Here is a 26,425-nt window from a genome sequence, read left to right as displayed (position 1 = left end):
CCTCCTGACTGCCAGCTGGCAGTGCTCGTGTTCTCATGACGACTCTGCACGTGCCGCTAGCCGCGCCGGCACATCCGCGAGCGACTCGTCCTCGAGGAGCAGTGCCGTTCCGCCGATGGCTTCGATCCCGCCGTCGGCGTGGGGATCGTCACCCACGTGAATTAGCTCGTCGGGGACGACGCCGAGTTCGTCGGCCGTCAGTTCGAAGATCTCGGAGGCGGGCTTGCGCCAGCCACAGCCGACGCTCGTGACGATCGCGTCGAAATCGTCGCGCTCGAAGTCCGAGCGGACGAGCGTCCGACCGACAAGTTCGGGGACGCTACAGTTCGAACAGATCGCGACCGGCCCGTGTTCTCGAGCTGCCGCGACCGCCTCGAGCGCGCCCGGTCTGGTCTCGACGGTCGGATCGAACGCCGCCACGACAGCGCGTCTGGCTGCGTTGTGTTCGTAGTCGACGCCGCGGCTCGCGAGTGCACGCGAGACGTGTGCCGGCAGCGGCACTTCCGCGCCGGACGGTGCGTCGACATGTGCCTCGGCGTAGGCGTCGGCCCAGTCGTCTGGTACCGTGACGTCGCGGTTCTCGAGTTCAGTCGCGACGGCTGCGGCAGGGTCCGCTGGCCGGTCGGCGGTCACGAGCGTCCCGAAGAGGTCGAACGATACTGCCACAATATTGTGGCTAGCACAAGCTGACTTTAACGTCGCGATCCGCGGGCGACAGCACTGAACGAAAAATCTCAGCGACTCGCGTCTCAGTCGAGTCGGGCGAACGCCAGATTGCCCGAGATGTTCTTGATGTAGATGTCGACGACGTCGCCCTCGTCGGCACCGGGGACGAAGATCGTGTAGTTACCCTTCTCGGCGACACCGTCGCCCTTGCGACCGGTGCCGGTGATTTCGACCGTGTAGGTCTGCCCCTCCTCGACGGCGTCTTGCTGTTGTTGCTGCTGGCTGCTGGTCGACCGTTTGGTGACCGGGCGGAACGCCCCACAGGCGTCACAGCGCAACATCGGCGTGCGGTCTTCGCGTACGAGGCGGGTGTCCGGCAGGCCACACTCCGAACAGAGGACGTACTCGTCGACGTAGGCGTCGATCGCCGCGTCGAAATCCTTCTGGGAGAAGGTGCCGTTGTACCGGCCCCGACCGTTCTCGAGTTTGCCGCTGGTCCCCATCTCGCGCTGGATGAACCGGTGGAGATGTTCGGTCTCCCGCGAGAGCACGTCGGCGATCTCGTCGAGATTCTTCACGCGCGTGAACGCGCCGTCTTTCTGTGTCTCCGGATCGGGGATCTGGAGTCGCTCTTCGTCGCCCCCGATGTCGGGGACGTCCTCCATCGCTCGGTCGAGACTCGATTCGTAATCCATACACGAGAGGTGGTGACGGGGACGTAAATCCGTTCTGCTATCACGATCAGTCTCTGGGAGTGGCGATCGATCGCACTGCGGAGACCGGGCCGAGAGTCCGCCAGACTAGTCCGTTCCGTCCCCGGGCTCGCTAACCGGTCCCACATTCTCGTCGTCCAGTTCGTCGAGGTCGCGCTCGAGGTTCGCCTCGTTGGGGCTGCCAGCTTCGCCAGTGAGTTCGCCGTAGGCGGCTTCGCGAACCTCCTCGGATGAGTCGTACTGCTCGTCTACCAGTCGGTCGAAGACGCTGCCGATCGATTCCGTCTCGTTTGGCATGTCGATCGGCTCGGTGGCGTACTCCGTGGCGAGTTCCTCGCTGGTGACCGGATACTCGAGGTCGTCGAGGTCACGTTCGACGGCCTCGAAGATCGATTCGGTGTGGTCGGCTCGCTCGGATTGGCGCTGTTCGGCGCGGTCCTGGACACGGTCACGGTCCGGGTGCTCGTTGCTCATCAGTGGTGGTATCGCAACCCATCGGAAAAGCGGCCTGCCGGCGTTCGCGTGGGACCGGCCACACCGGCTCGTTTCATCGCTGACGCCGCCGAAAAGACGGTGTTGCGAGGAGCGCCCGCGTGGACGGTCGACGGCGCCGTGAGCCCACGTAGGACGTGTTTACTGACGGTATGAACCGTCTACCCCGAGAGTAGGCCGCTCATATATAGGATGGGGTATCCGGTACGTCAGCGCGATGACTCGTGTGTTAGCAAGACAGTCAATGCAGCCGAACGGTCGTATGAGTAATTCCCCGACAGCTCTCGTCGGTGAGGAGGCATACCCATGGCTGGCGTAGATGGGCCTCGAGCGGCGCTCGCTGGACGAAAACTGCTCACGTTCGGGCTCGCGCTGGCCGTAATCGTCGGGCTCGCGGCGACTGGGGCTGTGGGTGCCCCGCCCGACGGAAACGAAACGGTGTCGGAAGAAGCGTACCGCCAACCCGCGCCGGATCGGGGTGATCCGTACTTCGAGGCGGCGGCCGACGACGGGAGTTGGGTCAGCTACGAGAACCCGCGCGACGAGTATCGCAGTCCGTACCTCGGTGACGGGTCCGGAAAGATCTGCGTCACGTTGCTCAACGAGAACGGCGATCCGGTCATCGGTGAGTCGGTACCGAACACGACGGTGACGGTCCCGACCGGCGGCGCGACGACGTGGCACTCCGAGGCCGACCCAATGACCGTCGAATTCCCGATGAACGAGCATCACGAGTTCCCGCTCGACGGGGACCAGTTCGGGACGAGTCCGGACGTCGCACAGGGTGACGGCTACATGGACTCGCACTGTCTCGAGTTCCATGGGAACGACGAAGAGGCGACGCTCACGTACGGTGAGGCCCAGATCAGCGGCGAGTACGCCGACCGGATCGACGTCGTCGGATACATCCAGCAGGTCCCCAAAGGCGACGGCTGGGATACGGACATCGATCCGATCGAGGCCGCGGAACCGTACGACGAAGCGGGCGGTGGCTGGACGTACACCAGCAATTCGTCTCACGGACAGGCCGTCGTCGTCTTGCAACTCGATGCGCCGGCTGACGAACGATTCGATCCCAACGAGTCGAGTTCGACCGAGCCGACTGAGTCACAGTCGTCCAATGATGACCCGTCCAATGCGGATGATATGATGCCTGGATTTGGCATACTCACGGCCATCGTTGCACTCTCGGTTGCCGTCCTCGCGCGATATCGTAGCTAGCGCGTACTACGAACCCCCGTCAGTGGGTTTCACGGGCCCACAACCCGCTCTGCGGTACACCGGGAGGCGACAGAATCAGTGATAGCAGCCGTCTGCGTTTCCCACTCGAGGCGCTGCGGTGGCTCACGAGTGTTGTATCGGGCCGAAAGACAGGGAATGGCTACAGGTGTAGCCAGGAACCATGGAGCTCCTCGAATGCGGTGACGGGGCGAACGGATCAGGCAGGATATCCTGCCGACAGACTGTCGTACCCCCGTCTACCTGATGATTCGATCGGATCACTATAATACTGCTGGCCGAAATCGGCAGAGAGGGATGAAAACGGACGGAAAATCGACCAGCACTGACATGAGATACATTATGACACTGCTATGACTAGTCGGGAGACACCGTCTCGAGACCGCGGTCGACACACGAGCGTCGAATCAATTATGTTTTGACGGTCGGCGCGAGACACCCGGCAAATGGCGAACACGAACGAAGCGGACGAGGACGGCCCACACGTCCCGATCGTCTGTCCTGTCTGCGAGACGACTTCCCGTATCCCACTCTCCGATGTGGCTGACGCGGTCGACCGGCACAACGAACAGCTCCACGACGGCGACGACGTCGCCGCAGTCGATCCCGACATTGCCGATCAGATCGCGGATCTCGCCGCCAGCGACCTCGGCCTGCTCGAGGACGCTGATTAGGGACGCAGTCACCGGAACCTGTTCCGGACTGTGTCGATATCCGAGACAAACACACACGGTAACTCAGCCGGTCGTTTGGTGACATCTTCCTCGCCGTAAACAGTAGACGCCGGGATTCTCACTGAGTGAACTACCCGACCAGCGACCTGACCGATGTCACGTTCGTCGACCGCGGCATCACGGGGCAAGAGCCGGCGACGACGCCGAACGTGCACGTCGATTATGCTGCACCGACACAGTAGGTGTCAGCCACGAGGAAACTCGCCATCACCATGCGGCGTGAACGGACCGGTCGTGGCCGTTCCCCCGGTCCACCCGAACCGAGGGCCACATCGATCGATTGGCTGTCTACCGATCGGGTGTGCAGTGACCGTCAGTGGTGACACCCGCCTCGCGGTGTTTCAGAAACACATTCCTCCGAGGAGATGAATGGGTACTCTATGGACGAGTCGACGACCAACGCGTCGGACGAATCGGCGGCAGAGACCGAAACCGAGGCTGAATCCGAGACCGAAGCCGAGCAGGAAACGGACGCCGAGTGGATGGAGCCCGCAGACAAACCGATCCTCGAGTTTCTGCAGTCCGAGGACGCCTACCAACCCGCCCAACTCGACGAGGCAGGACTCTGTCCGGGCAATTTCGGCGCCTACCGATGTCGGGAACTGGCCAAGTACGGCCTCCTGAACAATCCCATGACTGGCGTCTACGAGGTGTCCGAGCTGGGCGAGCAGTATCTCGACGGTGAACTCGATCCGAGCGAACTCGAGCCAGACGAGTGAGACTATAGCGCCGTTCGACTCGACGTGTGGCGGCGACGCTTGGTGTTGCGCCAGTGTCGCGTGGCTCGAGGCAAACGTAAGCGGCTGCGTGGCCAAACGATTGGTACGTCAGTTCGCGTCAACGGCGTCCGGGACGTTCGTTGCCAGAAACTCAGTGACGGCGTCGCCGCCCTGGAATCCGTCTGCCAGTCGGGCGGTTTCTGTCCCGTCTTCGAAGAGGACCAACAGCGGCACCGACTGGACGTTAAAGCGGCCAACGAGGTCGGCATCGTCACGAGGATTGACCATCCCGATCGCGATATCCGTCGCGCGCGCGACGTTCCCCAGTACCGGTTCCATCGCCTGACACATCGCACACCCGTTGGTATAAAATTCGACGAGCGAAACGTCGTGTGTCGCGACGAAGTCATCGAGTTCGTCGCCGGTCTCGAGTTGACGCGGCTTGTTGGGTGCGGTCATGGGAACGAGTAGGGTTCCATCATAAAAACCACTGACGCTGTGTCCGACTGTCAGGCCCAAACGCCACCCACTGATTAGTACGCGTTGACACGGCCCATATCTCGGGTCGGATGACGGTGTCAGGAAGAATAGTTACTGAATGGTGTGATTATGTGGACTTCGAAGGGGCTGTGGCTTTATGTCTGGGGACAGTATCCACGTTCGATGATCCAATCCGCAACTGACCACCATGACGGGACGCCGACCCGGCGGAAAGCGACGCTGTTCTGCTGGGAGTGTGATCACACGAGCCCCATCGACGGCGACTGGCAGTTGCAACCACAACGGACGGCTCTCGCGTACGTCTGTCCCGACTGTGAGACCACGCTCGCCAAGCGTCCACGGTCGAACGAGACCACACCGCCCCGCGAGTTGTCGGGCCCGCTCGTCGCGTGGCAACGCACACTCCGTGCCTCGGCGACCGTCTGGCGGGCGTCGATCGCTGCCAGCCTCTCAAGTCTGACGGCACTGACCGAGTTTGCAGCCACTGGCTCACAGCCCCGCTCCGAGATCCAGTGACCGAGACCGGAGCCCGGCGACCGCCGATCGAACCACGACCTCGGACGAAAAGGAATGCCAGATACACCGCCCTGGTGACTGAACACTACACGCTTATCCAGTTTTTCCGATTGTTTTCAGCCGGTATCAACTATACCCCGACCACTACCATATTATAAGCTACGAATGGGCTATTTTTTAGCCATTTGCGTATATTCGCCCACAACAGCAGAGCTTTAATAGTAGAATCCGTTGTCTGACTCGAGCATAAGATGACGAATGGAAACCTCACTGCTGCGGAAACGGACGTGCTAGGCGAAATCGAGGAGAAAGACATCGACTTCCTTCGGTTGCAGTTCACCGACATTCTGGGAACTGTCAAGAACGTCTCCGTGCCGGCACGACAGGCCGAGAAGGCGTTTACCGAGGGGATTTACTTCGACGGTTCCTCGATCGAAGGCTTCGTCCGCATTCAGGAGTCGGACATGCGGCTTAAGCCCGATCCCGACACGTTCGCGATCCTCCCGTGGCAAAACCGCGAGGACGGTGCATCGGCCCGCATGATCTGTGACGTCATCAACACCTCGACGGGCGAGCCCTTCGAGGGCGACCCGCGTCGCGTCCTCAAAAACGCCTTAGAGCGCGCCGACGAGATGGGCTATACCGTCAACGCCGCGCCAGAGCCGGAGTTCTTCCTCTTCGAAGAAGACGAGGAGGGGCGTGCAACGACCGAAACCGGTGACTACGGCGGCTACTTCGACCTCGCGCCGAAAGACCTCGCGAGCGATGTCCGGCGTGACATCATCTATGGCTTAGAAGAGATGGGCTTCGAGATCGAAGCCAGCCACCACGAGGTCGCCCGCGGCCAACACGAGATCAACTTCGAGTACGACGACGCGCTGACGACCGCGGACAACGTCGGCACCTTCCGTACGGTCGTCCGCGCGATCGCCGCCCAACACGACCAGCACGCGACCTTCATGCCCAAACCGATCCCGAAGATCAACGGTTCAGGCATGCACACCCACCTCTCGCTGTTCACCGACGACGGCGAGAACGCCTTCCACGACGGGGACGACGAGTTCGACCTCTCGGAGACCGCCCACGCCTTCATCGCCGGTATCTTAGAGCACGCACCCGCGATTACGGCGGTCGCAAACCCCACCGTGAACAGCTACAAGCGGCTGGTGCCCGGCTACGAAGCACCCGTCTACGTCGCGTGGTCCGACCGCAACCGCTCGGCACTGATCCGCAAGCCTGCAGCCCGCGTCCCCGCCGCTTCACGCGTCGAACTGCGTTCGCCCGATCCGTCGTGTAACCCGTACCTCGCGCTCGCGGTCATGATTCATGCCGGCCTCGACGGGATCGAGCGCGACCTCGAGTGTCCGGACCCGGTTCGCGAGAACATCTACGAGTTCGACGAACAGAAACGCGAGGAGTACGGTATCGACACGCTCCCGAGCAACCTCGGCGAGGCCGTCGATGCCTTAGAGGAAGACGAGGCGATCTACAGCGCACTCGGCGATCACGTTGCCTCCAAATTCGTCGAGGCAAAGCGCCAGGAGTTCGAAGACTACCTCATCGACGTCTCCCAGTGGGAACTCGACCGCTACCTCGAGACCTTCTAACTGCCCTGCGCTTGTTTTCACGGCGCGGCGATACGTCTCACGAGACGTGCGGCAGCGATAGAACGGTCGATACCCCTTCGTCCCCTGATGCGACGCCCTCTCGTTAGTTCGCGACGGCGTACTCCGATCCCGACCGCTCGACGTAGCCGCTACTCGACAGCGAGTTCAGCACGCTCAGGATGTTGATCTGCTTCATCGACAGGAACTCACCGAGCTCATCGGCTGTGGCACCCCCGCTTGCCTCGAGATAAATGTACACGAGTTTCGCTCGCGCTGATTCGAGTTCTTCCGGAACCGGACCGATCTGCGTCGCAGGACGGTGCGTTTGTGACGTCATTGTCGACAGAACGGGCCACGTTCTTGTATATAAATTTGTACGTAGTTGGGGTACTAGTGAATATTGGGACCTAATATGGGTCACGTCACCGAGTAACAGGAGGCGTCGAGCAGACTGGTCGCGACGCAAAAACGACGTTTTACGGGTCTCCCGTTCCCAGCAGGAGACATGCCTCCGGACGAGCGACCGACTCCGCCGCCGGAACTGGACAGCGTAAGCGACGAGACGCGCGACGAACTCACCGCGCAAGACGGAGCGACGCTTCGTGCCGTAAGTTCCTACCTCGAGGAGTTGGCTGCATGGAAAGACCAGCACGACGGTGAGGGCGCGTCGTCAGACGGGACTGAGCCGGAAACGTACCCCGACGGCGTTCCGGAACGAGCGACGGTTTCGGTGACGGAAATCGCCGGGACCGAGTACTACTATTACCAGTGGCGCGAGGACGACGAGATTCGGTCGAAAACGGTACGACCGTAATTTCTCTGGTTGCCGATCGCGCCGTCAAACTGACTCGTACGCACCAAGTCGCGTCCCATCGAGCAGATACGCCTCACCGTCGGCCAGCCCCGCGGGCAGAAACGGCGAGAGAAACGACTGCCCGGCCACGTTGGTCCACGTCCCACCGACGAGGTCGTTGAACGCAGGCATGACGACCACGCGTGGCGGCGATTCGTCCGGCTGCTCGAGCCACGCGATCCCCTCGTACTCTGGCCGCTCGTGAAACGGTGCAGGCTCGAGTTTGCCACGCAGCCACGCGCGCTCGACGCGGCTCCCACCGACCGCGTCCGTGAGCCGCACGCAGGGGTGTTCGTGGCCCAGACAGACAACTTCGCTTTCGAGGACCGCCGGATCGGGCCACGTGTGGCCGTGACAGACACCGACCGCACCGAGGGCGACCCCCTTGCCGGAAACGATGTCGACCGTCGCGTCGATGTCGTCGCTCTCGTCGAGCCAGGTTTCGATGCGACCGTCGTGGTTGCCCTTGACGACCGTGACCGCGAGCGTGGCTGGAAGCGATTCGAACAGCACCTCGAGTTCGCCGCGTTCGGCCCCGCCTGGCTCGCCGATCGAGTGCATGAGGTCGCCGAGGATCACCAGTCGGTCGGGACGGGTACGCTCGCACAGTGCCAGCAGTCGCTCCCGGCGGTCGGGCGCGTGACTCGGGACGTCGACACCGCGGTCGTATCGCAAGCCGGCCTCGTACCCGGCGTGATAGTCGGCGACGAGTAGCGCGCGCTCGCCCCCGATCGTGGCGGTCGCAGCGGGTTCGTCGGGAACGGGCTCGACGCGTGCGGGCGGCGACGCACCGCCGGCATCGGAACGGTGGGGCTCACCACACATTGCGACCGATCAGATCGCTTTCAGCGTCTCGTCGTTGGGTTCGTAACACTGCCCGCCCATCAGCGCGTCCTGAATCGCGTCTTCGACCTCGGCAGCCGAGGCGCCGGTGTCGTCGACGACCGTTTCGATCAGTTCCGTCCGATCGGCACCGTCGCCGTCATCGAGCGCTTCCATGGTCTCGATGACGTACGTATCCAGGTCGACGTCGTCGGCTGGGTCGTCGTCGCTCGCAGTGTCGTCGGCGTCAGCATCCGTATCGTCCGCTTCGTCGGTTTCCGCGGCCTCGAGTCCGGATTCAGGTGGTGCACCGAGGTCGTCGGAGACGCCACGTACGTCAGCTTCGGATGCTCCTGTCACGTCCTCGGTCGCTGCGTCCTCGTCGGCGACGGCGTCCTCCGGGTCGGGAACATCGATATCGGCTTTTCCGGGGTCGTCGACCTCGCTGCCGGTCGTAAACTCCGCGCCGAACTCTTCCTCGAGCTGTTCGCGTTCCGCCTCGTCCATCTCGTACATGCCGTCGTCGACGTCGCCAGCATCGAAGTCTCCGAGGTCGTCGTCGGCTGCGGACGCGACATCGTCGGTCTGCTCGTCGCTGGCGTCGGCTGCAGTGTCATCGCGTTCTACCGCAGGCGTGTCGGTATCGGCAGTCGCATCGTCGCTCGCGACCGTCTCGGATTCGAGACTCGATTCGGCGGCCTCGCCCGCATCCGACTCGAGGTCGTCTTCGGCTGTCTCGGTCTCGAGGTCGGCGTCGATCACTGCGGTGTCGGGATCGTCACTGGTCGTCGCCGTCCCGGCTGCATCGCCAGCGTGTGCGTCGGAATCGACCGCCGTGGAACCGCTGCCGGTAGTCGCCGCAACCGGTTCCGTCGACTCGGCGTCAAACTCCGGCTCTGAATCGCCACTGCCCTCGAGCGCGTCGGCCTCGAAGCCGGTAAGATTGGCCAGCGACGCAGCCGTCACGTCGTATTCGGGGCTCGTCGCGTCGGGGGCGAGGTCGAGACCGCTCACCTGGTCGCGCTCGTCCGCGACGACCTCGACCGCCTCGAGCGCACAGTCACGCAGCGCCGCGAGGTACGACGGCGTGGTGCCGTAGTGTTCCTGTGCGAGGGGAATCCCGGCTGCGAGGCCGGATTCGATACCGGCTTCACGGAGAGCGTCGGTCAGGGCCTCGCCACCGGAATCCAGCTCGGTCGCCCCAGCGTAAGTGCCGACGCGCTCGAGCGTTCGTTCAGCCGCGCTGACGACCCAGCGGTCCCGGGTGTCGGCGTCGACCGCCGCAATGCTCTCGGGCCGGATCGAGGTGTAGACCTGGTCCGAATCGTCGGGCTGGAAGGTCCGGGCTTTGCCCGTCACCGCAACGAAGGCAGGGGGCGATGCTTGCTCGAGGAAGGCCAGTTCGTCGGGCTGGTACTGGCCGGCGTAGACGACGAACGCGCCGGTGGGATCGACGACACGGGCTCGGACCATCTCGTCGTTGACCGACGTGACCTCGGTAAGCGTCCCGACGACGAACACGCGGTTGAGCCGCGCACCGGTCGGCGAGATGACGTAGTTCGGCGCACGTTCTTCGTCGCTTTCGGCATACGAAAGCGAGGCGTCGTCGTACTCGGCGGCAAACAGGCGGTAAGCGACCTCTCGGCCCGGAATCTCGTCACCGTTCCCGTTTCCGTTCGCGCTCATGCGTCCACCTCCGTCAGGAAGGCCGCCGCACGCGCGGTCGGATCGTCGTCGCTCTCTTCGAACGTCTCGGCGTCGAGGTTTGCACCATACTCGTCGACCGAGAGATGCCCGCGCACGCGGTACTCGCGGCCAACGATGCGCTCGCGGATCGTATCGGCGACGACCTCCTGATCCATGGCTTCACGGGCCTGCTCTAAGGCGTCCTCCAAGGTACCACCGTAAACCCGCTCGGTCAACTCGTCGTCGAGGACGACCGTGACGGCACCGGTGCCGTCGTCGAGGATCGCCTTGACGCGCATGTCGTCGATGCCGTCGACATCGCCGTGGGTTCGACACTGCCCTTTCTGGATGACTCGGTAACACTCCGGACAGCGCTGGATCAGGCCGGAGCCGTCACGAACCGCAAGCAGATTGCCCACGACTTCGACGTCGTAGACCCCGCCGGTCGCGACGGCGTCGCCGATATCCATCGTCGCGGTGTCGCTGCCGACGTCGATCTCGCGCTCGAGTGCGGTGACCGTCGAGAACTCGGAGACGTTGACCTCGGGGACGCCACGGAACTCCTGGACGTAGGCGTTCTCGATTCGAACCGAGCCGCCCTCTTCGATTTCGGGCGCGGGATCCCAGTTCGTAAACGGAAGCCGCCCGCTTTCGTCGCCGAGGACACCGCTCAGAATGTCCGTTTCACCGTCGCGACCGTCGATCGTCTTGCGCTCGCACTCGAGAACGCTTACTTCGATCGTGACGGCACGATCGCCCGTCTGCAGGTCGGCCAACTGGGCGTCGCCGCCGATCTCGGCGGGGACCTCGAGCGATTCCTCGAGGAAGGAAAGCGAGGTGCTCTCGCCGAGGTTGAGTTCGGGTTCGCCGTCCCACTCGCGGACGCCCGCGTTGCCCGCGGTGATCGTCTCGCCCGGCGAGAGGCCGAAGTCTTCCCACGCAGTGTAGTCGATGACGCCGGTCTCGTCGGCCAGTCGGCCTTCGACGATGACGTGATCGGAGCCCTGATAGCGGATCGACCGTTTGCCGGCCGTCAGGACGACGCCGGTGACGGTGACTGAGCTATCCTCTGGCGTGATCTCCGCAACGTCTTTCGACGATGGTGTCCCGCTCCCGCCGCTGGACCCATCGCCGTACTTCCGCCGGAGGCTCTGGACGGCCTCGTCTATCGGGACGCTGTACTCTACCAAATTCTGCAGGTCAGCTTTGACCTCCTCTTTGTCGACACCGAGGTCGGAGGCGAGATCCTCGGCATGATCGTCGAGTTCCATCGTTTTCCTTTCGGAGTGGGGCTTAAAAAGCGTTCCCGCAGAAGGGTGAAAGTGAACAGCGACGAGCAGTCAAGCGACCGTCAGGGGCGCGGTGCGGCCTTCTGGAGTGCCGTTTCGGCGATGTTACCGCCGTAGTCGGCGCTTCTGGACAGCGAGTCGACGATCAGCCCCAGTGACTGGGCCTGCACCGGATCGAGCTCGCGGAGCATATCGTCGATCTGGCGCGTGTGCTGATCGATCCCGAGGACTTCCTCACGGGCAGCGTGGCCGAGTCGGTTCGCCTCGTCAGTCTCTTCAGCGAACAGCGCGTCCATCGATTTCTCCAGAATCGTCGACGCGTCCGTTTGGAGTTCCTCGAGCGCTTCGGCGACGTCCGCGGGAATCTCGTCGAGTTTGAGCGCGAGGTTGCTGATCTTGGCAGCGTGGTCGGCGACGCGCTCGAGTTGACGGGCACTCGAGTGCAGGTCGAAACAGTCCTCGCGGGGCACGCCGAGTTCCTCGGCCGCCCGCGGAGAGCGAAGCGTCGCGCGAAAGATCCGCGAGACGACGAGCCAGAGTCGGTCGACGTCGTCGTCGCGCTCGATCACGTCGTGTGCGATGTCGTCGTCGTTCTCGATCAGTGCTCGGACGGCATCTTCGAGCATCGACTGTGCGATCAGGCGCATCCGCGTGACGGCGTTAACGATCGACAGCTCCGAGGAATCGAGCAGGTCCTGAATAACCACGCTGTCGGTCGTCTCCTCTAAGACTTCGACGCCGACCAGCCCCTGTGTTGCACTGCGAATCGCCCGACGCTGGTCGGTCGTGATGCGGCCCGCCTCGAGTCTGATGATGTCGAAGCCGCTGACGTACATCGTCATCACGGCCCGGGTGAGTCGTTCGCCCTCGAGCTGCGAGATATCGAGGGTTCCCTCCTGCCGTTCCGTTTCGCTCTGGGGCGTCAGCAACAGCGCGTCGTCTTCTGGATAGAACTCGACTGTCGTCCCGGCGCTGACGTTGTTCTCAGTCGCCCACGTTTTCGGCAGCGAGACGGTGTAGGTCGATCCACCCGTCACCTGGACCTTTCGCGTCTCCATATGACGTGGTTCGACCGATAGAATATAAATATGGGCAAATCTATAGAGTGTTTCCGAGATGTGCCCTCAATTCGACTATATGGATTGCTCGATGCGCTTTCGAACGCTCGTCTGCGACACACAATTACGTCCCCACGTTATCTGATAACTATATAGAACGTGTGCAGGGTGGTGACTCCCCTCCTCGCTTCCGTACGAAAGCCCCGCTCTCTTGCGCGTCCCAGTGCAATCGTTGGACATGATCGGAGCCTATACAATCGGCAAGAAAGCGGTCACGTTCGGCTACAGACGATACGGGGTTCCGGGGGCGATCGCCTCCGGCGGGGCGGCGCTGGCTGGCTACATCGTCGTCCGGCGGGCGCTGAAATCGTCGACGAACGACGGAACAGTCGATTCGGCGATCGACGCCGGAGAGATCCAGTCTGCGGTCGACGAGCAGGGGCTGCAAGCGGTGGCCGATACAGAAACCCTCGAGCAGGCGATCGACACGGACGAACTCGACACTCCTGTCGACATCGACGATGTCCAGTCGTCGGTCGACGAGGAAACCGACACGGCTAGCGACAGCGACTCGAGCGCTGGCAAGAGCTAGGCTCGAATACTCGATAATTGGCTTTTCGCGACTAAGAGAACTGTGGATACATCGGAAGTCTTCCGCCATTGTTCTGTACCGGACACGATTGTCCCACTTCCTGCCAAATGATGGGTGAATGCCTACCAGTATACTATATTTCTGGATGTCATAATCGGTGTTAGCGCAATCAGAAAACAAATGCGGAATACTTAACCGTATAGTCGAATTTTGAGTTAGTGTAATGGCAAACGGTACGGTTGATTTCTTCAACGACACAGGCGGCTACGGTTTCATTTCGACGGACGACGCGGACGATGACGTTTTCTTCCACATGGAAGACGTTGGCGGCCCGGACCTCGAAGAAGGCACAGACATCGAATTCGATATCGAACAGGCCCCCAAGGGTCCCCGCGCGACGAACGTCGTCCGCAACTAAGTCCGATTTCATTGTCGCTTCGGCGACCGTGAAACGGTTTCATTCTTCGACTCGTACGACTGAGACGGTCAACTGTCACGACGTCCTATAGTAGCCACTGAACCGATTGACACGCTGATCGCACGGCAACTGTGCGATCGGGTGTGCAGTGACGGTCAGTGGCTACTATGGTGTACCCGTAGCACCGCGGGCCTACCGACGCTCATTGACAGGCGTCCGTATGATGCCAACCCGTTTCTGATCGAAGCCAACGCATCTTCGGTCTCGAGTACGCCGCCCCTACCGAACACTACTGGCGCAGGGTGAGAGGAGAGAACTTATCAGCGCGTCCCGCCAACTCGCTCGAGCACCGCAAGCGTCCCATCCGCGTGAACGTCTGCAAGAACCTCGTCGGCAGCCGCTTTCGCCGCCTCGTCGGCGTTTTTGACAGCGAACCCGCGACCGACGGCCTCGAACGTCGAAACGTCGTTGACCGAGTCGCCGATGGCGACACACTCCTCGAGGTCGATAGTGATGTGCTCGGCGATCGTCTCGAGCCCCGCACCCTTGTTCGGAGTCGCATCTTTGACGTGGTAGGCGTAGCCGGTGTCGATCACCTCGAGGCCGTGCTCGGCGGCGATCTCACGTAGCGGCTCGAGTGGCTGTTCTAAGTTAACGGCGATTTCGGTTTCGCGCCAGCGGTTGACGGTGTCTTCCTCGCCCCAGCCGAGTTCGTAGCCGGCAGCGCGGTACTCCTCGGTGACGGCCTGGGCGGCTTCGCGGTCGGCGGTGAAGAAGACGTCGTCGCCGGTGTAGACGACGCCGCCGTTTTCGGCGACGACGATCTCGGGAATCCCGATGAAGTGACAGAGCGCAACGGGGTAGGGGAAGGCCTTCCCGGTGGCGATCACGACGGGTGCGTCCCATTCGCGAAGTGGATCGAAGACGCGGGGATCGATACCCCAGCCGTCGGGCCGGGTCAGGGTGCCGTCGACGTCGAGGACGAGCGGCGGGTCGGCGGTCATACCCGTGACTCGAGGGCTGGGTGACCTAAAGCGGTCGGTTCAATCCGGGAGCGGCCCGAGGATCTCGAGTTGATACGCTGCTGCGGCTTCAGCCAGCGCCGCGGTGTCCAGTTCGGCTTGTGGCGGCGGGTCCAGTCGCTTCGCCGGCGTCCCGACCTCCCTGAATAACTCCTCGAGGCCTGCCGGCGTCACCTGTACGAGCATGTGACAGGCATCGTCGCTCACGACACGGAAGCCGTGGGGGACGTCTCGAGGGAGCCAAACGGTCTCTCCCGGCCCGGCTCGGCGCACGTTCTCGCCGTCATCGCCGTAGTAGCAGTCGATCGCACCGTCGAGGACGTAGAACAGTTCGTCCTCGGCGTGGTGGACGTGGTATGGCGTTTCGTACCCGGCAGGGGCAGTGTGCTCGAGCAGCGTAAACGCGCCGTCTGTCCGCTCGGAATCGGCCTTGAAGAGCATCAGCACACCGACGGACCACAGCGCCTTCCCATCGGTCGCGCCCATCACTGTCGGCACCGCTTCTGAACTTGCTTCTGTGCCCATACCTAGAGACGACGTCACACAGTGCGATAAAATAGTAGTGAGAGTGGTTAGGGAAGTCCAACGACACGGCGGTCGGACTGCCGACCGCATCGATCACTTGCTGCGGGCGACAACAGCGCCGGATGGTAGTTGTCAGATAGGTAGTAGAACGGGGCCCTCGGATGAAACGTCTCGCATTCAGAGCGCGAGGTAACCCGCGTTGGGCAGCAGCCCGAGCAGATAGAGCACCCCGAGAACGAACATGAACTCCGCGATCGCCATCGCCGGCGGGTCGACGTGGGTCCCAGAGTGGGAGTAGAAGATTCGCTGGCTCACCTCACCGAGAAGGCCGGAGATCGCACCGAAGACACCGGCGACGAGCAGTGCAACCGGTTCGCTCCCGATAGCCGGCATCGCGATGATTGCACCCACCGCACCCAACAGCGTGATGTGGTGGGTGACTGGAATCTTCTCGACCCCGAGGTTGAGAAACAGCAGGCTCATCGCGGAGATCGCATAGCCCAGGAAGATGCTCTCAGTCACGAGCCAGATGTAGCCACCGAGGATCCCACCCACGAGCCCGATGACGGTCACGCCGGACCACTCGTACTGGTGCGGGAGCCAGGGTTCGGTCGCTAATCGGTCGGTCTCAGTGCCGCCGTCGGTCGCCATACGTTTTTCTTCGCGCTCGAACGGCGACATGTCGAGAATGCCCGAGCCGGCCACCTTGCCGACGATCGGGTAGCCGAAGGCGAGGCGAGCCAGGAAGGCCGTCACCACGACTGAGAGTGCGATGTTATCCGTCGGGAAACCGATCCCGTTCATCACTTGGGTGATGAGCATCCCGACTGCGCCGAAGACCGCCCCGACGGCGAGGATGTCGGGTTTCGTCCCGAACGCGTACAGAATGTTCTTCCCGAAGTGGTAGTCCCAACCGGCGGGTTCCATCTCGGGATAGCGCCGCCCGGCGTAGGCCGTCGCAGCGACGCCGCCGGCGAAGGCGATATGGGGACCAGTCACTGCGCCGAAGCCGATCGTTCCGGTGATGCCAGCGCCGAGTTCGGCTGCCGGGATACCCTCGACTGCACCGACTTCACGCTGAAGGATCGCGACGCCTTCACCGAGGAAGACGACGAAGCCCGTAAAGACGAACGACGGCAGTGCACCGAGTGCTGCACCGAACGCACCGCCAGCGAGGGCGGTGATGAGCAGGAGGACGAACGCGTCGGTCTCCATCCCGATGACGGGAATCTGAAGGAGCGTCTGGACCATCGCTTACTCCTCACTATCCCGCGCCCAGTCGCGCGCTCGGTCGACGGCGTCCCCCCAGCGGTCGTATCGCTGATCGGCGGTGGCCGGGTCCATCTCGGGTTCGAACTCGGCGTCGACCTGCCAGTTGCTTCGCAACTCGTCGGGATCGCTCCAGTAGCCAACGGCGAGGCCGGCCGCGTAGGCCGACCCCAGCGCCGTCGTCTCGTCGACTACTGGGCGGACGATATCCGACCCAATGATGTCCGACTGGAGTTGACAGAGGAAGTTGTTCTTGACCGCGCCGCCGTCGACTTTCAGGCTCGTCATCTCGATGCCCGAGTCAGCCTCCATCGCTTCGGCAACGTCACGGGTCTGGTAGGCGATCGACTCGAGGGTCGCGCGGACGACGTGTTCCTTGCGGGTGCCACGTGTCATCCCGAGGATGGTGCCGCGTGCGCGCTGATCCCAGTGGGGCGCGCCCAGTCCCGTAAACGCGGGGACGACGTAGACACCATCGGTCGTGTCGACGCTGCGGGCCAGTTCTGCCGTCTCGGCGGGATCGTCGATCAGCGTCATGTCCTCGAGCCACTCGATCGCCGCGCCGGTGACGAAGATCGCTCCCTCGAGTGCGTACTGGACGTCTTCGCCCGCGCGCTGGAAGCCGATCGTCGTCAGCAGGCCGTGGTCGGATTCGACGGCCTCGTTGCCGGTGTTCATCAGGAAGAACGACCCGGTGCCGTAGGTGTTCTTCGCGTCGCCGGCGTCGAAACAGGTCTGGCCGAACAGGGCCGCCTGCTGGTCGCCCAGTGCACCCGCGACCGGCACCTCGGCCTCGAGGAAGCCGTCGGGATCGGTCGTCCCGTAGGTATCCTCGTCGCTCGAGGGGCGGACCTCGGGTAACATCGCCTCGGGAACTGAAAACTCCGCCAGCAAGTCGTCGTCCCACTCGAGGTCGTGGATGTTGTAGAGCATCGTCCGCGAGGCGTTCGTGACTTCGGTGATGTGGTTGCCCGTGAGGTTGTAGATCAACCACGTATCGATGGTCCCGAACAGGACCTCGCCCTGCTCTGCGCGGTCGCGGATGTCCGCGGGGCGCGTGCGCTCGAGCTTGATCGGGTCGGCGTTGTCGAGCAGCCACTCGGCTTTCGTCGCCGAGAAGTAGGCGTCGGCCTCGAGGCCGGTCTTGTCACGAATGGTCTCGACCATGCCCTCGTCCTCGAGAGCCTCGACGCGATCGGTCGTCCGACGGTCCTGCCAGACGATGGCGTTGTGGACGGGGTTGCCAGTGTCTGCATCCCACAGCAGCGTCGTCTCTCGCTGGTTGGTCACACCGATGGCCTCGAGCTGATCGGGGCCGATGCCCGCCTGCTCGAGAGCCTGACTGATGACGGCTTTGGTGTTCTCCCAGATCTCCATCGGGTCGTGTTCGACCCAGCCGGGTTCTGGGTAAATCTGTTCGTGCTTCTCGTAGGCGTTCGCGACGACCTGCCCCTCGTGATCGAAGACGATGAAGCGGGTGCCGGTCGTCCCTTGGTCTACCGCACCGACGTATGTGTTGGCTGTCATAGGTGATCTCCCACACTCTCACGCGACGTCTTTACCGATGGACGCGTGCTACTGGTAAACAATTCCGACAATCATTATAAATGTTACCGCACCTATAATACAGCTATAATAAGGTAGCATGAGAATTTGGACAGTGTGAACGCTAGAACCGGTACTTTCAGAGTTGAAATTGGCAGCCAGACATCAAATAATATTCCGATCAACTGACGGCAGACACCAACATTCGCCAATTGTTATGGCTGTTCCCAAGCCGCCGATAAAATAAAGGTGTGGCTGTCCGTATTGGCTTCTGAAAGAATGGCCCGTGACACGGAGGTTCTCGTCCTCGGCGGCGGCTCGACCGGCTGTGGCATCGCCCGCGACCTGGCGATGCGGGGCCTCGAGGTCACGCTCGTCGAGCGAGGCAACCTCACAGACGGAACGACTGGTCGGATGCACGGCCTCCTCCACAGCGGCGGGCGCTACGCCGTCTCCGACCAGGCCAGCGCGACGGAGTGTATCGAAGAAAACGAGGTCCTTCGGGAGATCGCCGGCCACTGCGTCGAGGAGACCGGCGGGCTGTTCGTCCAGCGACCCGAGGATTCGGACGACTACTTCCGGGAGAAACTCGAGGGCTGTCGGGAGTGTGGGATCCCCGCGCGCGTGCTCTCGGGGTCGGAAGCCCGCGAAGTCGAACCCTACCTCGCAGACGACGTCAAACGGGCAATAGAGGTCCCCGACGGCGCGGTCGACCCGTTCCGGCTCTGTGTCGCGAACGCGATCGACGCCGAGAACCACGGCGCGCGCGTCGAGACCCACGCCGAGGTGATCGACCTCCTGCGCGACGGCGACGACATCTACGGTGTCGAGGTGCGCCACGACTCGGGCCCCGGCAAGCGCACGCACGCCACGCCCGGGACCACCGAGGAGATCACCGCCGAGTACGTCGTCAACGCGACCGGCGCGTGGGCCGGCCAGATCGGTGCGATGGCCGACCTCGAGATCGCGGTCCGCCCCTCCAAGGGTGTGATGACGATCATGAACGTCCGGCAGGTCGACACCGTCATCAACCGTTGCCATCCGAAAGGCGACGCCGACATCATCGTTCCCCACGAGACGACCGCAATCTTGGGCACGACCGACGAGGAAGTCGACGACCCGGACGACTATCCCGAGGAGCGGTGGGAAGTCGACCAGATGATCGACACTCTCTCGGAACTGGTGCCGATCCTCGAGGAAGCCAGAACCATCCGTTCGTTCTGGGGCGTCCGCCCGCTCTACGAGCCGCCGGGGACCGGCACGCAGGACCCGACGGACATCACCCGTGACTTCTTCCTGCTCGATCACGCCGACCGCGACGGCGTCGCCGGGATGTCCAGTATCGTCGGCGGCAAGTTCACCACCTATCGGATGATGGCCGAAGATATCGCAGATCACGTCTGCGAGAAACTGGGCGTGAGTGCTACCTGTGCGACCGCCGACGAGCCACTGCCCGGCAGCGAAAACATCGCGACCCTCGAGGCCGGAATGGACGACTTCGGCCTGCGCTCACCGGTAGCCCGCCGGAGCAGGCAGCGACTCGGTAGTCGGGCGCGCGAGGTGCTCGAGACCGACGAGCCGAACCCGGTGATCTGCCAGTGTGAGGGCGTCACGCGCGCGGAGATCAACGATGCCATCGCTCAGTCGGGAACGGACCTGAACGCGGTTCGCATTCGGACGCGGGCCTCGATGGGGAACTGCCAGGGTGGCTTTTGCTGTCAGAACATGGCGAACGAACTCCATCCCGAGTATGACGAGGAGACGGTCCGCGAGGCACTGGACGAACTCTTTCAGGAACGCTGGAAAGGCGAGCGCCACGCGCTGTGGGGCGAACAGCTCTCGCAAGCGATGCTCAACTACGCGCTGCACGCGACGACGATGAACCGAGATCACGATCCCGCGAGAGCGACGTCGAGGGTCGATTTCGCGGCCTTCGACGACGGTCGCGCCGAAGGAGACCGGATCGACGGGCTCCAGGGGGGCCGCTAGATGGCGATCGAAGACGACGTCCTCGTCATCGGTGGCGGACTTGCAGGTGCGACCGCTGCACTCGCCGCGGCAGACGAAGGCGCGCAGGTTCGACTCGTTTCGCACAAACAGAGCACGCTGCGTAACGCCAGCGGGTTGATCGATGTCCTCGGCTACACGCCGTCGGGTGAGGGTCCGCTCGTGGATCCCTTCGCCGCGCTCGCCGACCTCCCTGAGGGCCACCCCTACGAGCGCGTGGGGCTCGAGGCGGTCCGCGAGGGACTCTCGTTTTTCGACGAGATCGCAGGTGACGCCTACGACGGCGACCATACGGACGCGAACGCGCTCGTCCCGACCCACGGCGGGACGGTCAAGCCGACCGCCAGATACCCCGTTTCGACCGCCGCCGGCCTCGCGAGCGACAGTCGCGATACCCTACTCGTCGGCTTCGAGACGCTGCCGGACTTCGAGGCTCCGCTGGCGGCCGCGCATCTCGAGGCCGCCGGCGCACCCTTCGCGGCCCGTGGCGTGACGATTCGGTTCCCCGGTATCGTCCGGGACGACGCGAAGGTCACGCGATACGCACACCTGCTCGACCACGACGAAGCCGTGGAGACGGCAGTAGGTGAGACGACCGCCCGCGAAGCCCTCGCGGATATCGTTCGGTCCCAGCTCGAGGACGAGACCCGCGTCGGGTTCCCCGCGATCCTCGGAGACGACCACGCCGACGCGGTCAGGGCCGACCTCGCGGAGCGACTCGGCGTCGACGTCTTCGAGGTTCCGATGGGGCCGCCGAGCCTGCCCGGGCTGCGACTCGAGGACCTGCTCTACGAGGCGCTCGCCGAGGCCGGCGTCCGGGTGACGACAGGCGTACCAGTGGTCGAGTACGAGACCGCAGCTGACGGGCGAATCGATCACGTCGTCGTCGACCGCAACGGGACCGAGATTCCCCACCGCGCCGCCGAGTACGTGCTCGCGACGGGTGGGCTGGTCGGCAAGGGCGTGCGATCGGAGCGCGAGCGGGTGTTCGAACCGATCTTCGACTGTCACGTTCCTCATCCGGCTGACCGCTACGACTGGTTCGTCGACGACGTCTTCGGCGACCAGCCCTACGCGAGATTCGGCCTGCCCGTCGACCGTGAACTCCGGCCGCTCAACGCCGGGGACGAGCCCGAGTTCTCGAACCTCCGGGCGGTGGGTGCAGTCCTTGGCGGCTACGACTTCGCCGCCGAGAAATCCGGCAGCGGCGTCTCGCTCGCGACGGGCTACGTCGCGGGCCAGCGCGCCGCGGAGGGACGACAATGAGAGTGACCGTGGCCGTCTCGAGCAACGGAACGGAGCGATCACGGACGATCGATGCGACCGATAGCGATCGACCGACCCAGGTGATTCGATGAGCGATGCACACCAGCCGACCGACAATGGCGTACAGGGAGACGACGACTTCGAGCCCATTCAGGTCTTTCCAGAGGCCGAGGAGATGGACCTCCGACCGGGGGCGGACAACTGCTACAAATGTTCGACCTGCGACACCAACTGTCCCGTCGCCGAGGTCGACGACGAGTTCCCCGGCCCGAAGTTCCAGGGGCCCGAACAGTGGCGGCTCAAGCGCCAGGACGATCACGACATCGACGACTCGGTGATGAAGTGTTCGAACTGCATGCGCTGTGACAGCGCCTGTCCCTCCGAAGTGCCACTCTCGCAGATGCACAACACCGCCCGCGCCGAGTACGTCGAGGAGAACATGAGCAAGTTCTCGCGGGAGTACTGGCGCAATCGCATGCTCGCGAACTACCGGCGTTTGGCGCCGCTGGGCTCGATGTTCCCGCGGACGACGAACTTCGTGATGGGGCTCTCGGCGACGCAGTGGCTCGGCGAAAAGGTCCTCGGGATCACCGGCGAACGGGAGTTCCCCGAGTTCGCGACCGAGACCTTCCGGGAGTGGTGGACGGCAAGAGGCGGCGCAAAAGTCGAAAACGACGAGAAGCGCATCGCCTACTTCCACGGCTGCTATGCGAACTACAACACCCCCGAGGTGGCCAAGGCGCTGGTTCGGGTCTACGAACACTTCGGCTACGAGATCATGGTCCCCGACCAGCACTGCTCGGGCACGCCGATGTTCGCAAACGGCATGCTCGAGGACGCACGCCGATCGGCCGAGACGAACGTCCGCGAACTCGCCGCGGCCCTCGAAGACGGCGCGGACATCATCGCCTCCTGCAGTTCGTGTTCGATGTCGATCCGCCAGGAGTACCCCGAACTGTTCGACTTCGAGGGGACCGAAGAGGTCGCCGCGAACACCTGGGACGCCGTCGAGTACCTCCGGGTCAATGAAGATCTCGAGGGCGAACTCGATGGCACCTCGGTCGGCGACGAGTTCGACGACTTCGCATACCACGCGCCGTGTCACGCCCGGAATCAGGGGCTCGATGGCCAGACAGTCGAGGTGCTCGACGCCATCGACGGGGTCGACGCCCACGACGTCGGTGACTCCTGTTCGGGGATCTCCGGGACGTACGGCTGGAAGGAGGAGAATTACGAAACCTCCATGAAAATCGGGGCAGAAATGTTCGAGCATATGGAAGACGCCGAGGCGACCACTGGGCTCACGGAGTGTCCGACCTGCTCGATGCAGATGGAACACGGCACCGGCTACGAAATCACCCACACGCTCGAGGTGCTCGAGGCAGCGCTCGTCGGATCGGCAGCGGAGACAGACGCTCAGGAATGGAGTTAGCGGAGCGAATCGCTCGCCGGCGGTCGGCACGACAGGGCGGACGCGTCATCGTCGACCGCGATCACCTCAGTCCTGTCTTCCACCGACCGGAGCCGGTGGGCCGCGGTCCCGTCCTGGAACAACTGCTCGACGCGCTCGAGCCGGTCTTCGACAGCGAGTTGCCGCCGCCGGTTGCGGTTGTCGGTCCGCAGGGCTCAGGCACGTCCGCGATCGTGACTGCCCTGTTCGATGCGCTCAACGACCAGTTCAGCGGCTCGACGCGCTCGATCGGCACGACGACGCGGGCCGGAGCTGCCGGCCCGATCACGTGGTTCGGGACCGTCGACGGTCGCCGTATCGAGAGCCCCTTCTCGTTTTACCGGGCCGTCCTGTCGCTGATCTCGAGTGAACCGGTCCCCGAGAGCGGCATCGGGACCGACGAGTTGCGCACGCGGCTGCGCGACAGGCTCGACCGCCCCGATCGGCGCGTGATCGTCGCGATCGATCATCACGATGAACCCGAAACGCTCGATGTCGGGCGCGCTCGCGACCTCCTGGCCCCGGTCGACGCACACGTCACGATCGTCCCGGTCGGCCAACACGAGCCCGACGACTGGGAGGGTGAAACCGTCACCGTGCCGGCCTATCGCGACCACGAACTCGTCGACGTGATCACCGACCGCGCCTCGACGGGGCTCGCGGCGGGCGCGCTTGACCACGGCGCTGTGCGTGAGCTGGCTGGCTGGGCGGACGGAAACGCCCACGACGCGCTCGCGGCGCTGTTCGGGGCTGCCGTCCTCGCGAGCGAGGCGGATGCGGATCGAATCGAACACAGCCATCTCGAGACCGCACGGGCCGACGTGCCCGAAGCCGGCGTCCACGTCGGTCGTGCGCTGGCGCTGTCGGAGACCCGCCAGCAGGTGCTGCTGACGCTCACTGACCTCGATGCGACCGACCGCCCGATTCGCGAAATCGCGACCGCGATCGCGGACCGATCGTCGCTGACTGCCGGCACGGTCAAACGGTTCCTGTACGAACTCTCGGATCGCGGCGTCATCGAACGGGTGCCGCTGTCGACGTCCAACCGCGGCAGTGGGCGCCAGCCGAGTACGGTCAGACCATTGTTCCCGACGATTGCGTTCCGGTCGCTCGCAGCGACGGCGATCCCATCCGCCGATGGGACCGACAGCGACAGCGCGTAGCCCGACCGACCGATACAATTCTTTTTGATCATGGGGTGAGTGGATACAGTCACCAACGGCTGAGCTATGACGATCTCGTTTGCGGAAACGACCGCCCCGACCGGGCTCGAGGTGTCCGACTCGATCGAGCAACGCCGCCTCCAGATCGAAACTCCAGGCACCGTGGCGTTCGACGCCAGCGAGCCGGCGCAGTTTTGCTTCCCGGTCGATCGGACCTGTCGACTCGAGACCGACGAACTCGGGTTCAACCAACTCTACTCCGTCACCGTTCACGACGCGACCGGTCGGACGGAAGCGAGCTTCGACGCCAGCGAAACGAGCCGGCTCGAAGATCGGCCCCAGTTCGTCGGGTTGAGCGGCCCGATCAAACTGTACTGTCGCATCGACGCACCCGGCACGATCGACATCGGACTGACGTCGATCACGATCACGACCGATCGCGAGACGACGATCGAACTCGGTGCCCGATCGCTGCACGACCAGCCGCGGGGAACGATTACCACCCCACCGGATATCGACTCGATGATGGCTGCTGTCTCCGCGCTCCCGTCCGCGCTGAAGACCACCTCGCCCGAACGGACGTGGCCGACGCTGCGTGGGCATCCGCCGCTGATCGAACTCGGCGACCGACTCGAGATCCCCGATGTCGTCGACCGACCGGACGGCGACATCTCGGTTACCGTGCCGCGGGAGTACTCGTCGCTGTTCCAGGTCGCGCCGCTCGCGTTTTTCCTGGGTGCCACGATACACCCCGGAGATGAGCCGACACTCGAGACGCCGGGATTCGAGTATCCACTCTCGACCGGGCACGCGTTCGAAGACGAGGTCGCCGACCTCCTGAAGCGGTTTTTCTTCCTCGATTGTCTCGTTCGAACTGAGGGGTTCTTCCAGTACGATCTCCTCGAACGATCGGCGCTCGAAGCCGATCTTCCCTTCAACGTTGCAGAGACGTATGAACTGTCGCTTGCAGATCGCCTCGAGCGCTATCTCGAGGTTCCATTCGACGTGATCGACCCGTATCTCCCCCGATGGCCGCTGACCGCTCACGTTCCGTCGACGCCGGAAAGCGCCCCGCTGCTCCCGTTCGTCGTCAACGAACTCGGTATCGTTCGTGACACGCGCCATCAGACGCTCGCGTCGGTCCCGACCACGAACACGGAGCCGACGAGCTCACAACTCGTCCGCTCGGCGACGCGGGCTCGCTCGGCCCCGTCGGAGAACGACGAGCCACAGTTCGTCGTTCCCGCTGTGACCGGTGAATCCGTCGAACACGCCTGGTTTGGCGACGGTGTTCCCCAGCAAGCCTCGAAAGCGACGATCGAGGCCTACCGCAACCAACTCCAGCACAGAGAGCCAGTCGAGTCGATCGAACTCTTGCTCGTCTGTAACGACGCCCGGATGATGGACGAACACGACTTGCTCGACGGCAGCTACGGCAACCGATCGGATCTCCCCTTCGAGATCGATTCGGAGTTCGGCGTCGACACCGACCGGCTGGCGACCCTGCTGACCGACGGCGGCTACGACTTCTTCCACTTCATCGGCCACGCGACCGAAGACGGTCTGCGCTGTCCCGACGGCGAACTCGACGTCCGCACCCTCGAGTCGGTCGACGTGGGCGTCTTCTTTTTGAACGCCTGTCGCTCCTACGAACAGGGGCTCGCGCTCACCCGTCGGGGTGCGTTCGGCGGCGTCAGCACGTACGCCGACGTGATCAACGAACAGGCGGTGACAGCCGGCGAAACCATGGCCAGACTGCTCAACCGCGGCTTTCCGCTCCGGGGTGCACTCGAGATCGCCCGTGAGAACTCGATGCTCGGCGACCAGTATCTCATCGTCGGCGACGGGTCGACCGACATCGCCCAGTCGGACGGCTGTGCACCGATGCTCGTCGAGGTCGACCCCCGTGACGACGACGCGTTCGATTTCTCGGTCACATCGTACTCGACCAAGGAGTTTACGCTGGGAACCGTCACGGCATCGTCACTCGAGTCGGTCTCCGACTGCCATCTCACGCCGGGACACACGCCGACCGCGCCGGTCGAAGAGGCGCCACTCCGGGAGTATCTGACCTGGATTGACTTCCCCATCGTCTCCGAGGCAGCGTTACACTGGAACGATGGAATTGGAACGTCACTGCTCGAGTGAGAATAGCCGACGCTGTGTCACTGCTGATCGTCGCTGGTTCTAATCCGGGTCGCAGGCAACCGCTCCGGTACTAGCGTGTGTCGATATTAGGGTCCAACTTGAGACATACCGCCAGCCGCTGCTGA

At 63.4% G+C, this 26,425-nt stretch carries 26 protein-coding genes; 13 read left to right on the top strand and 13 right to left on the bottom strand.

The window, feature by feature from the left end:
• Nucleotides 1–33 precede the first annotated feature (33 nt).
• The 3 genes from ACERI1_RS08080 to ACERI1_RS08070 form a co-directional block, all read right to left on the bottom strand.
• The gene (locus tag ACERI1_RS08080) at nt 34–666 is read right to left on the bottom strand and encodes an HAD family hydrolase (protein ID WP_373617591.1); all 633 of its coding nucleotides are present in this window, start codon (nt 664–666) and stop codon (nt 34–36) included.
• Nucleotides 667–749: 83 nt separating this feature from the next.
• Nucleotides 750–1,361 (bottom strand): translation initiation factor IF-2 subunit beta, encoded by a 612-nt coding sequence (locus ACERI1_RS08075; RefSeq protein ID WP_373617589.1) that lies wholly within the window; start codon nt 1,359–1,361, stop codon nt 750–752.
• A 105-nt stretch (nt 1,362–1,466) separates the two neighbouring features.
• Nucleotides 1,467–1,853: a hypothetical protein gene (locus ACERI1_RS08070; protein WP_373617588.1), complete on the bottom strand. Its 387-nt coding sequence runs from the start codon at nt 1,851–1,853 to the stop codon at nt 1,467–1,469.
• 324 nt (nt 1,854–2,177) lie between these two features.
• On the opposite strand from ACERI1_RS08070, the gene ACERI1_RS08065 reads away from it, so the two are divergent.
• From ACERI1_RS08065 to ACERI1_RS08055, 3 genes are all read left to right on the top strand, one after another.
• A complete protein-coding gene (locus ACERI1_RS08065; RefSeq protein ID WP_373617587.1) occupies nt 2,178–3,092 on the top strand; it encodes a PGF-CTERM sorting domain-containing protein in 915 nt (304 codons plus the stop codon).
• A 464-nt stretch (nt 3,093–3,556) separates the two neighbouring features.
• Nucleotides 3,557–3,784, top strand: coding sequence for a hypothetical protein (locus ACERI1_RS08060; RefSeq protein ID WP_373617585.1), 228 nt, complete (start codon nt 3,557–3,559; stop codon nt 3,782–3,784).
• Nucleotides 3,785–4,224: 440 nt separating this feature from the next.
• Nucleotides 4,225–4,563: a hypothetical protein gene (locus ACERI1_RS08055; protein ID WP_373617584.1), complete on the top strand. Its 339-nt coding sequence runs from the start codon at nt 4,225–4,227 to the stop codon at nt 4,561–4,563.
• Nucleotides 4,564–4,671: 108 nt separating this feature from the next.
• Here the strand turns inward: ACERI1_RS08055 and ACERI1_RS08050 are convergent, their stop codons facing one another.
• Nucleotides 4,672–5,022, bottom strand: coding sequence for a thioredoxin family protein (locus ACERI1_RS08050; protein ID WP_373617582.1), 351 nt, complete (start codon nt 5,020–5,022; stop codon nt 4,672–4,674).
• A 204-nt stretch (nt 5,023–5,226) separates the two neighbouring features.
• Between ACERI1_RS08050 and ACERI1_RS08045 the strand changes: the two genes are divergently transcribed.
• A complete protein-coding gene (locus tag ACERI1_RS08045; protein ID WP_373617580.1) occupies nt 5,227–5,580 on the top strand; it encodes a hypothetical protein in 354 nt (117 codons plus the stop codon).
• A 251-nt stretch (nt 5,581–5,831) separates the two neighbouring features.
• The gene (glnA, locus tag ACERI1_RS08040; RefSeq protein ID WP_373617578.1) at nt 5,832–7,187 is read left to right on the top strand and encodes a type I glutamate--ammonia ligase; all 1,356 of its coding nucleotides are present in this window, start codon (nt 5,832–5,834) and stop codon (nt 7,185–7,187) included.
• 103 nt (nt 7,188–7,290) lie between these two features.
• On the opposite strand, the gene ACERI1_RS08035 is transcribed toward glnA, so the two are convergent.
• Nucleotides 7,291–7,524, bottom strand: a complete 234-nt coding sequence (locus ACERI1_RS08035; RefSeq protein ID WP_373617577.1) for a helix-turn-helix domain-containing protein — start codon at nt 7,522–7,524, stop codon at nt 7,291–7,293.
• 168 nt (nt 7,525–7,692) lie between these two features.
• Between ACERI1_RS08035 and ACERI1_RS08030 the strand changes: the two genes are divergently transcribed.
• Entirely contained in the window at nt 7,693–8,001 is a 309-nt protein-coding gene (locus tag ACERI1_RS08030) for a hypothetical protein (protein WP_373617576.1), read from the top strand.
• A gap of 24 nt (nt 8,002–8,025) precedes the next feature.
• On the opposite strand, the gene ACERI1_RS08025 is transcribed toward ACERI1_RS08030, so the two are convergent.
• The 4 genes from ACERI1_RS08025 to ACERI1_RS08010 form a co-directional block, all read right to left on the bottom strand.
• On the bottom strand, nt 8,026–8,865 hold the full coding sequence (locus tag ACERI1_RS08025; RefSeq protein ID WP_373617575.1) for a metallophosphoesterase: 840 nt from the start codon (nt 8,863–8,865) through the stop codon (nt 8,026–8,028).
• Between the two features lie 9 nt (nt 8,866–8,874).
• Nucleotides 8,875–10,548 carry a hypothetical protein gene (locus ACERI1_RS08020; protein ID WP_373617574.1) on the bottom strand — a complete coding sequence of 558 codons (1,674 nt, stop codon included), beginning with the start codon at nt 10,546–10,548 and terminating at the stop codon, nt 8,875–8,877.
• The gene (locus ACERI1_RS08015) at nt 10,545–11,819 is read right to left on the bottom strand and encodes a Single-stranded DNA binding protein (RefSeq protein WP_373617572.1); all 1,275 of its coding nucleotides are present in this window, start codon (nt 11,817–11,819) and stop codon (nt 10,545–10,547) included. The genes ACERI1_RS08020 and ACERI1_RS08015 overlap by 4 nt, the downstream gene beginning before the upstream one ends.
• 80 nt (nt 11,820–11,899) lie before the next feature.
• On the bottom strand, nt 11,900–12,895 hold the full coding sequence (locus tag ACERI1_RS08010) for a PhoU domain-containing protein (RefSeq protein ID WP_373617571.1): 996 nt from the start codon (nt 12,893–12,895) through the stop codon (nt 11,900–11,902).
• A gap of 238 nt (nt 12,896–13,133) precedes the next feature.
• Here ACERI1_RS08010 and ACERI1_RS08005 point away from each other — a divergent pair, with 238 nt between their 5' ends.
• Nucleotides 13,134–13,487 (top strand): hypothetical protein, encoded by a 354-nt coding sequence (locus ACERI1_RS08005; RefSeq protein ID WP_373617570.1) that lies wholly within the window; start codon nt 13,134–13,136, stop codon nt 13,485–13,487.
• Between the two features lie 223 nt (nt 13,488–13,710).
• A complete protein-coding gene (locus ACERI1_RS08000) occupies nt 13,711–13,905 on the top strand; it encodes a cold-shock protein (protein ID WP_255167031.1) in 195 nt (64 codons plus the stop codon).
• A gap of 320 nt (nt 13,906–14,225) precedes the next feature.
• Here the strand turns inward: ACERI1_RS08000 and ACERI1_RS07995 are convergent, their stop codons facing one another.
• The 4 genes from ACERI1_RS07995 to glpK all read right to left on the bottom strand — a co-directional run bounded on the left by ACERI1_RS07995 (nt 14,226) and on the right by glpK (nt 18,248).
• Nucleotides 14,226–14,909, bottom strand: coding sequence for an HAD-IIB family hydrolase (locus ACERI1_RS07995; RefSeq protein WP_373617569.1), 684 nt, complete (start codon nt 14,907–14,909; stop codon nt 14,226–14,228).
• Between the two features lie 39 nt (nt 14,910–14,948).
• Entirely contained in the window at nt 14,949–15,452 is a 504-nt protein-coding gene (locus tag ACERI1_RS07990; RefSeq protein WP_373617568.1) for a cupin domain-containing protein, read from the bottom strand.
• A 177-nt stretch (nt 15,453–15,629) separates the two neighbouring features.
• Entirely contained in the window at nt 15,630–16,703 is a 1,074-nt protein-coding gene (locus ACERI1_RS07985; RefSeq protein WP_373617567.1) for a hypothetical protein, read from the bottom strand.
• A gap of 3 nt (nt 16,704–16,706) precedes the next feature.
• The gene (glpK, locus tag ACERI1_RS07980) at nt 16,707–18,248 is read right to left on the bottom strand and encodes a glycerol kinase GlpK (protein ID WP_373617566.1); all 1,542 of its coding nucleotides are present in this window, start codon (nt 18,246–18,248) and stop codon (nt 16,707–16,709) included.
• A 297-nt stretch (nt 18,249–18,545) separates the two neighbouring features.
• Between glpK and glpA the strand changes: the two genes are divergently transcribed.
• The 5 genes from glpA (at nt 18,546) to ACERI1_RS07955 (ending at nt 26,300) form a co-directional block, all read left to right on the top strand.
• Entirely contained in the window at nt 18,546–20,255 is a 1,710-nt protein-coding gene (glpA, locus tag ACERI1_RS07975) for an anaerobic glycerol-3-phosphate dehydrogenase subunit GlpA (RefSeq protein WP_373617565.1), read from the top strand.
• Nucleotides 20,256–21,539 (top strand): glycerol-3-phosphate dehydrogenase subunit GlpB, encoded by a 1,284-nt coding sequence (gene glpB / locus ACERI1_RS07970; RefSeq protein ID WP_373617564.1) that lies wholly within the window; start codon nt 20,256–20,258, stop codon nt 21,537–21,539. It abuts the gene before it with no gap.
• An 88-nt stretch (nt 21,540–21,627) separates the two neighbouring features.
• On the top strand, nt 21,628–22,971 hold the full coding sequence (locus tag ACERI1_RS07965) for an anaerobic glycerol-3-phosphate dehydrogenase subunit C (RefSeq protein WP_373617563.1): 1,344 nt from the start codon (nt 21,628–21,630) through the stop codon (nt 22,969–22,971).
• Entirely contained in the window at nt 22,962–24,152 is a 1,191-nt protein-coding gene (locus ACERI1_RS07960) for a Cdc6/Cdc18 family protein (protein WP_373617562.1), read from the top strand. The genes ACERI1_RS07965 and ACERI1_RS07960 overlap by 10 nt, the downstream gene beginning before the upstream one ends.
• A 66-nt stretch (nt 24,153–24,218) precedes the next feature.
• Nucleotides 24,219–26,300, top strand: a complete 2,082-nt coding sequence (locus tag ACERI1_RS07955; RefSeq protein ID WP_373617561.1) for a hypothetical protein — start codon at nt 24,219–24,221, stop codon at nt 26,298–26,300.
• The last annotated feature ends 125 nt before the right edge of the window (nt 26,301–26,425 follow it).

Source organism: Natrinema sp. HArc-T2, from assembly GCF_041821085.1.
In the GTDB taxonomy this organism is placed as follows: Archaea; Halobacteriota; Halobacteria; order Halobacteriales; family Natrialbaceae; genus Natrinema.
This window is presented reverse-complemented; position numbering and strand designations above follow the sequence as displayed.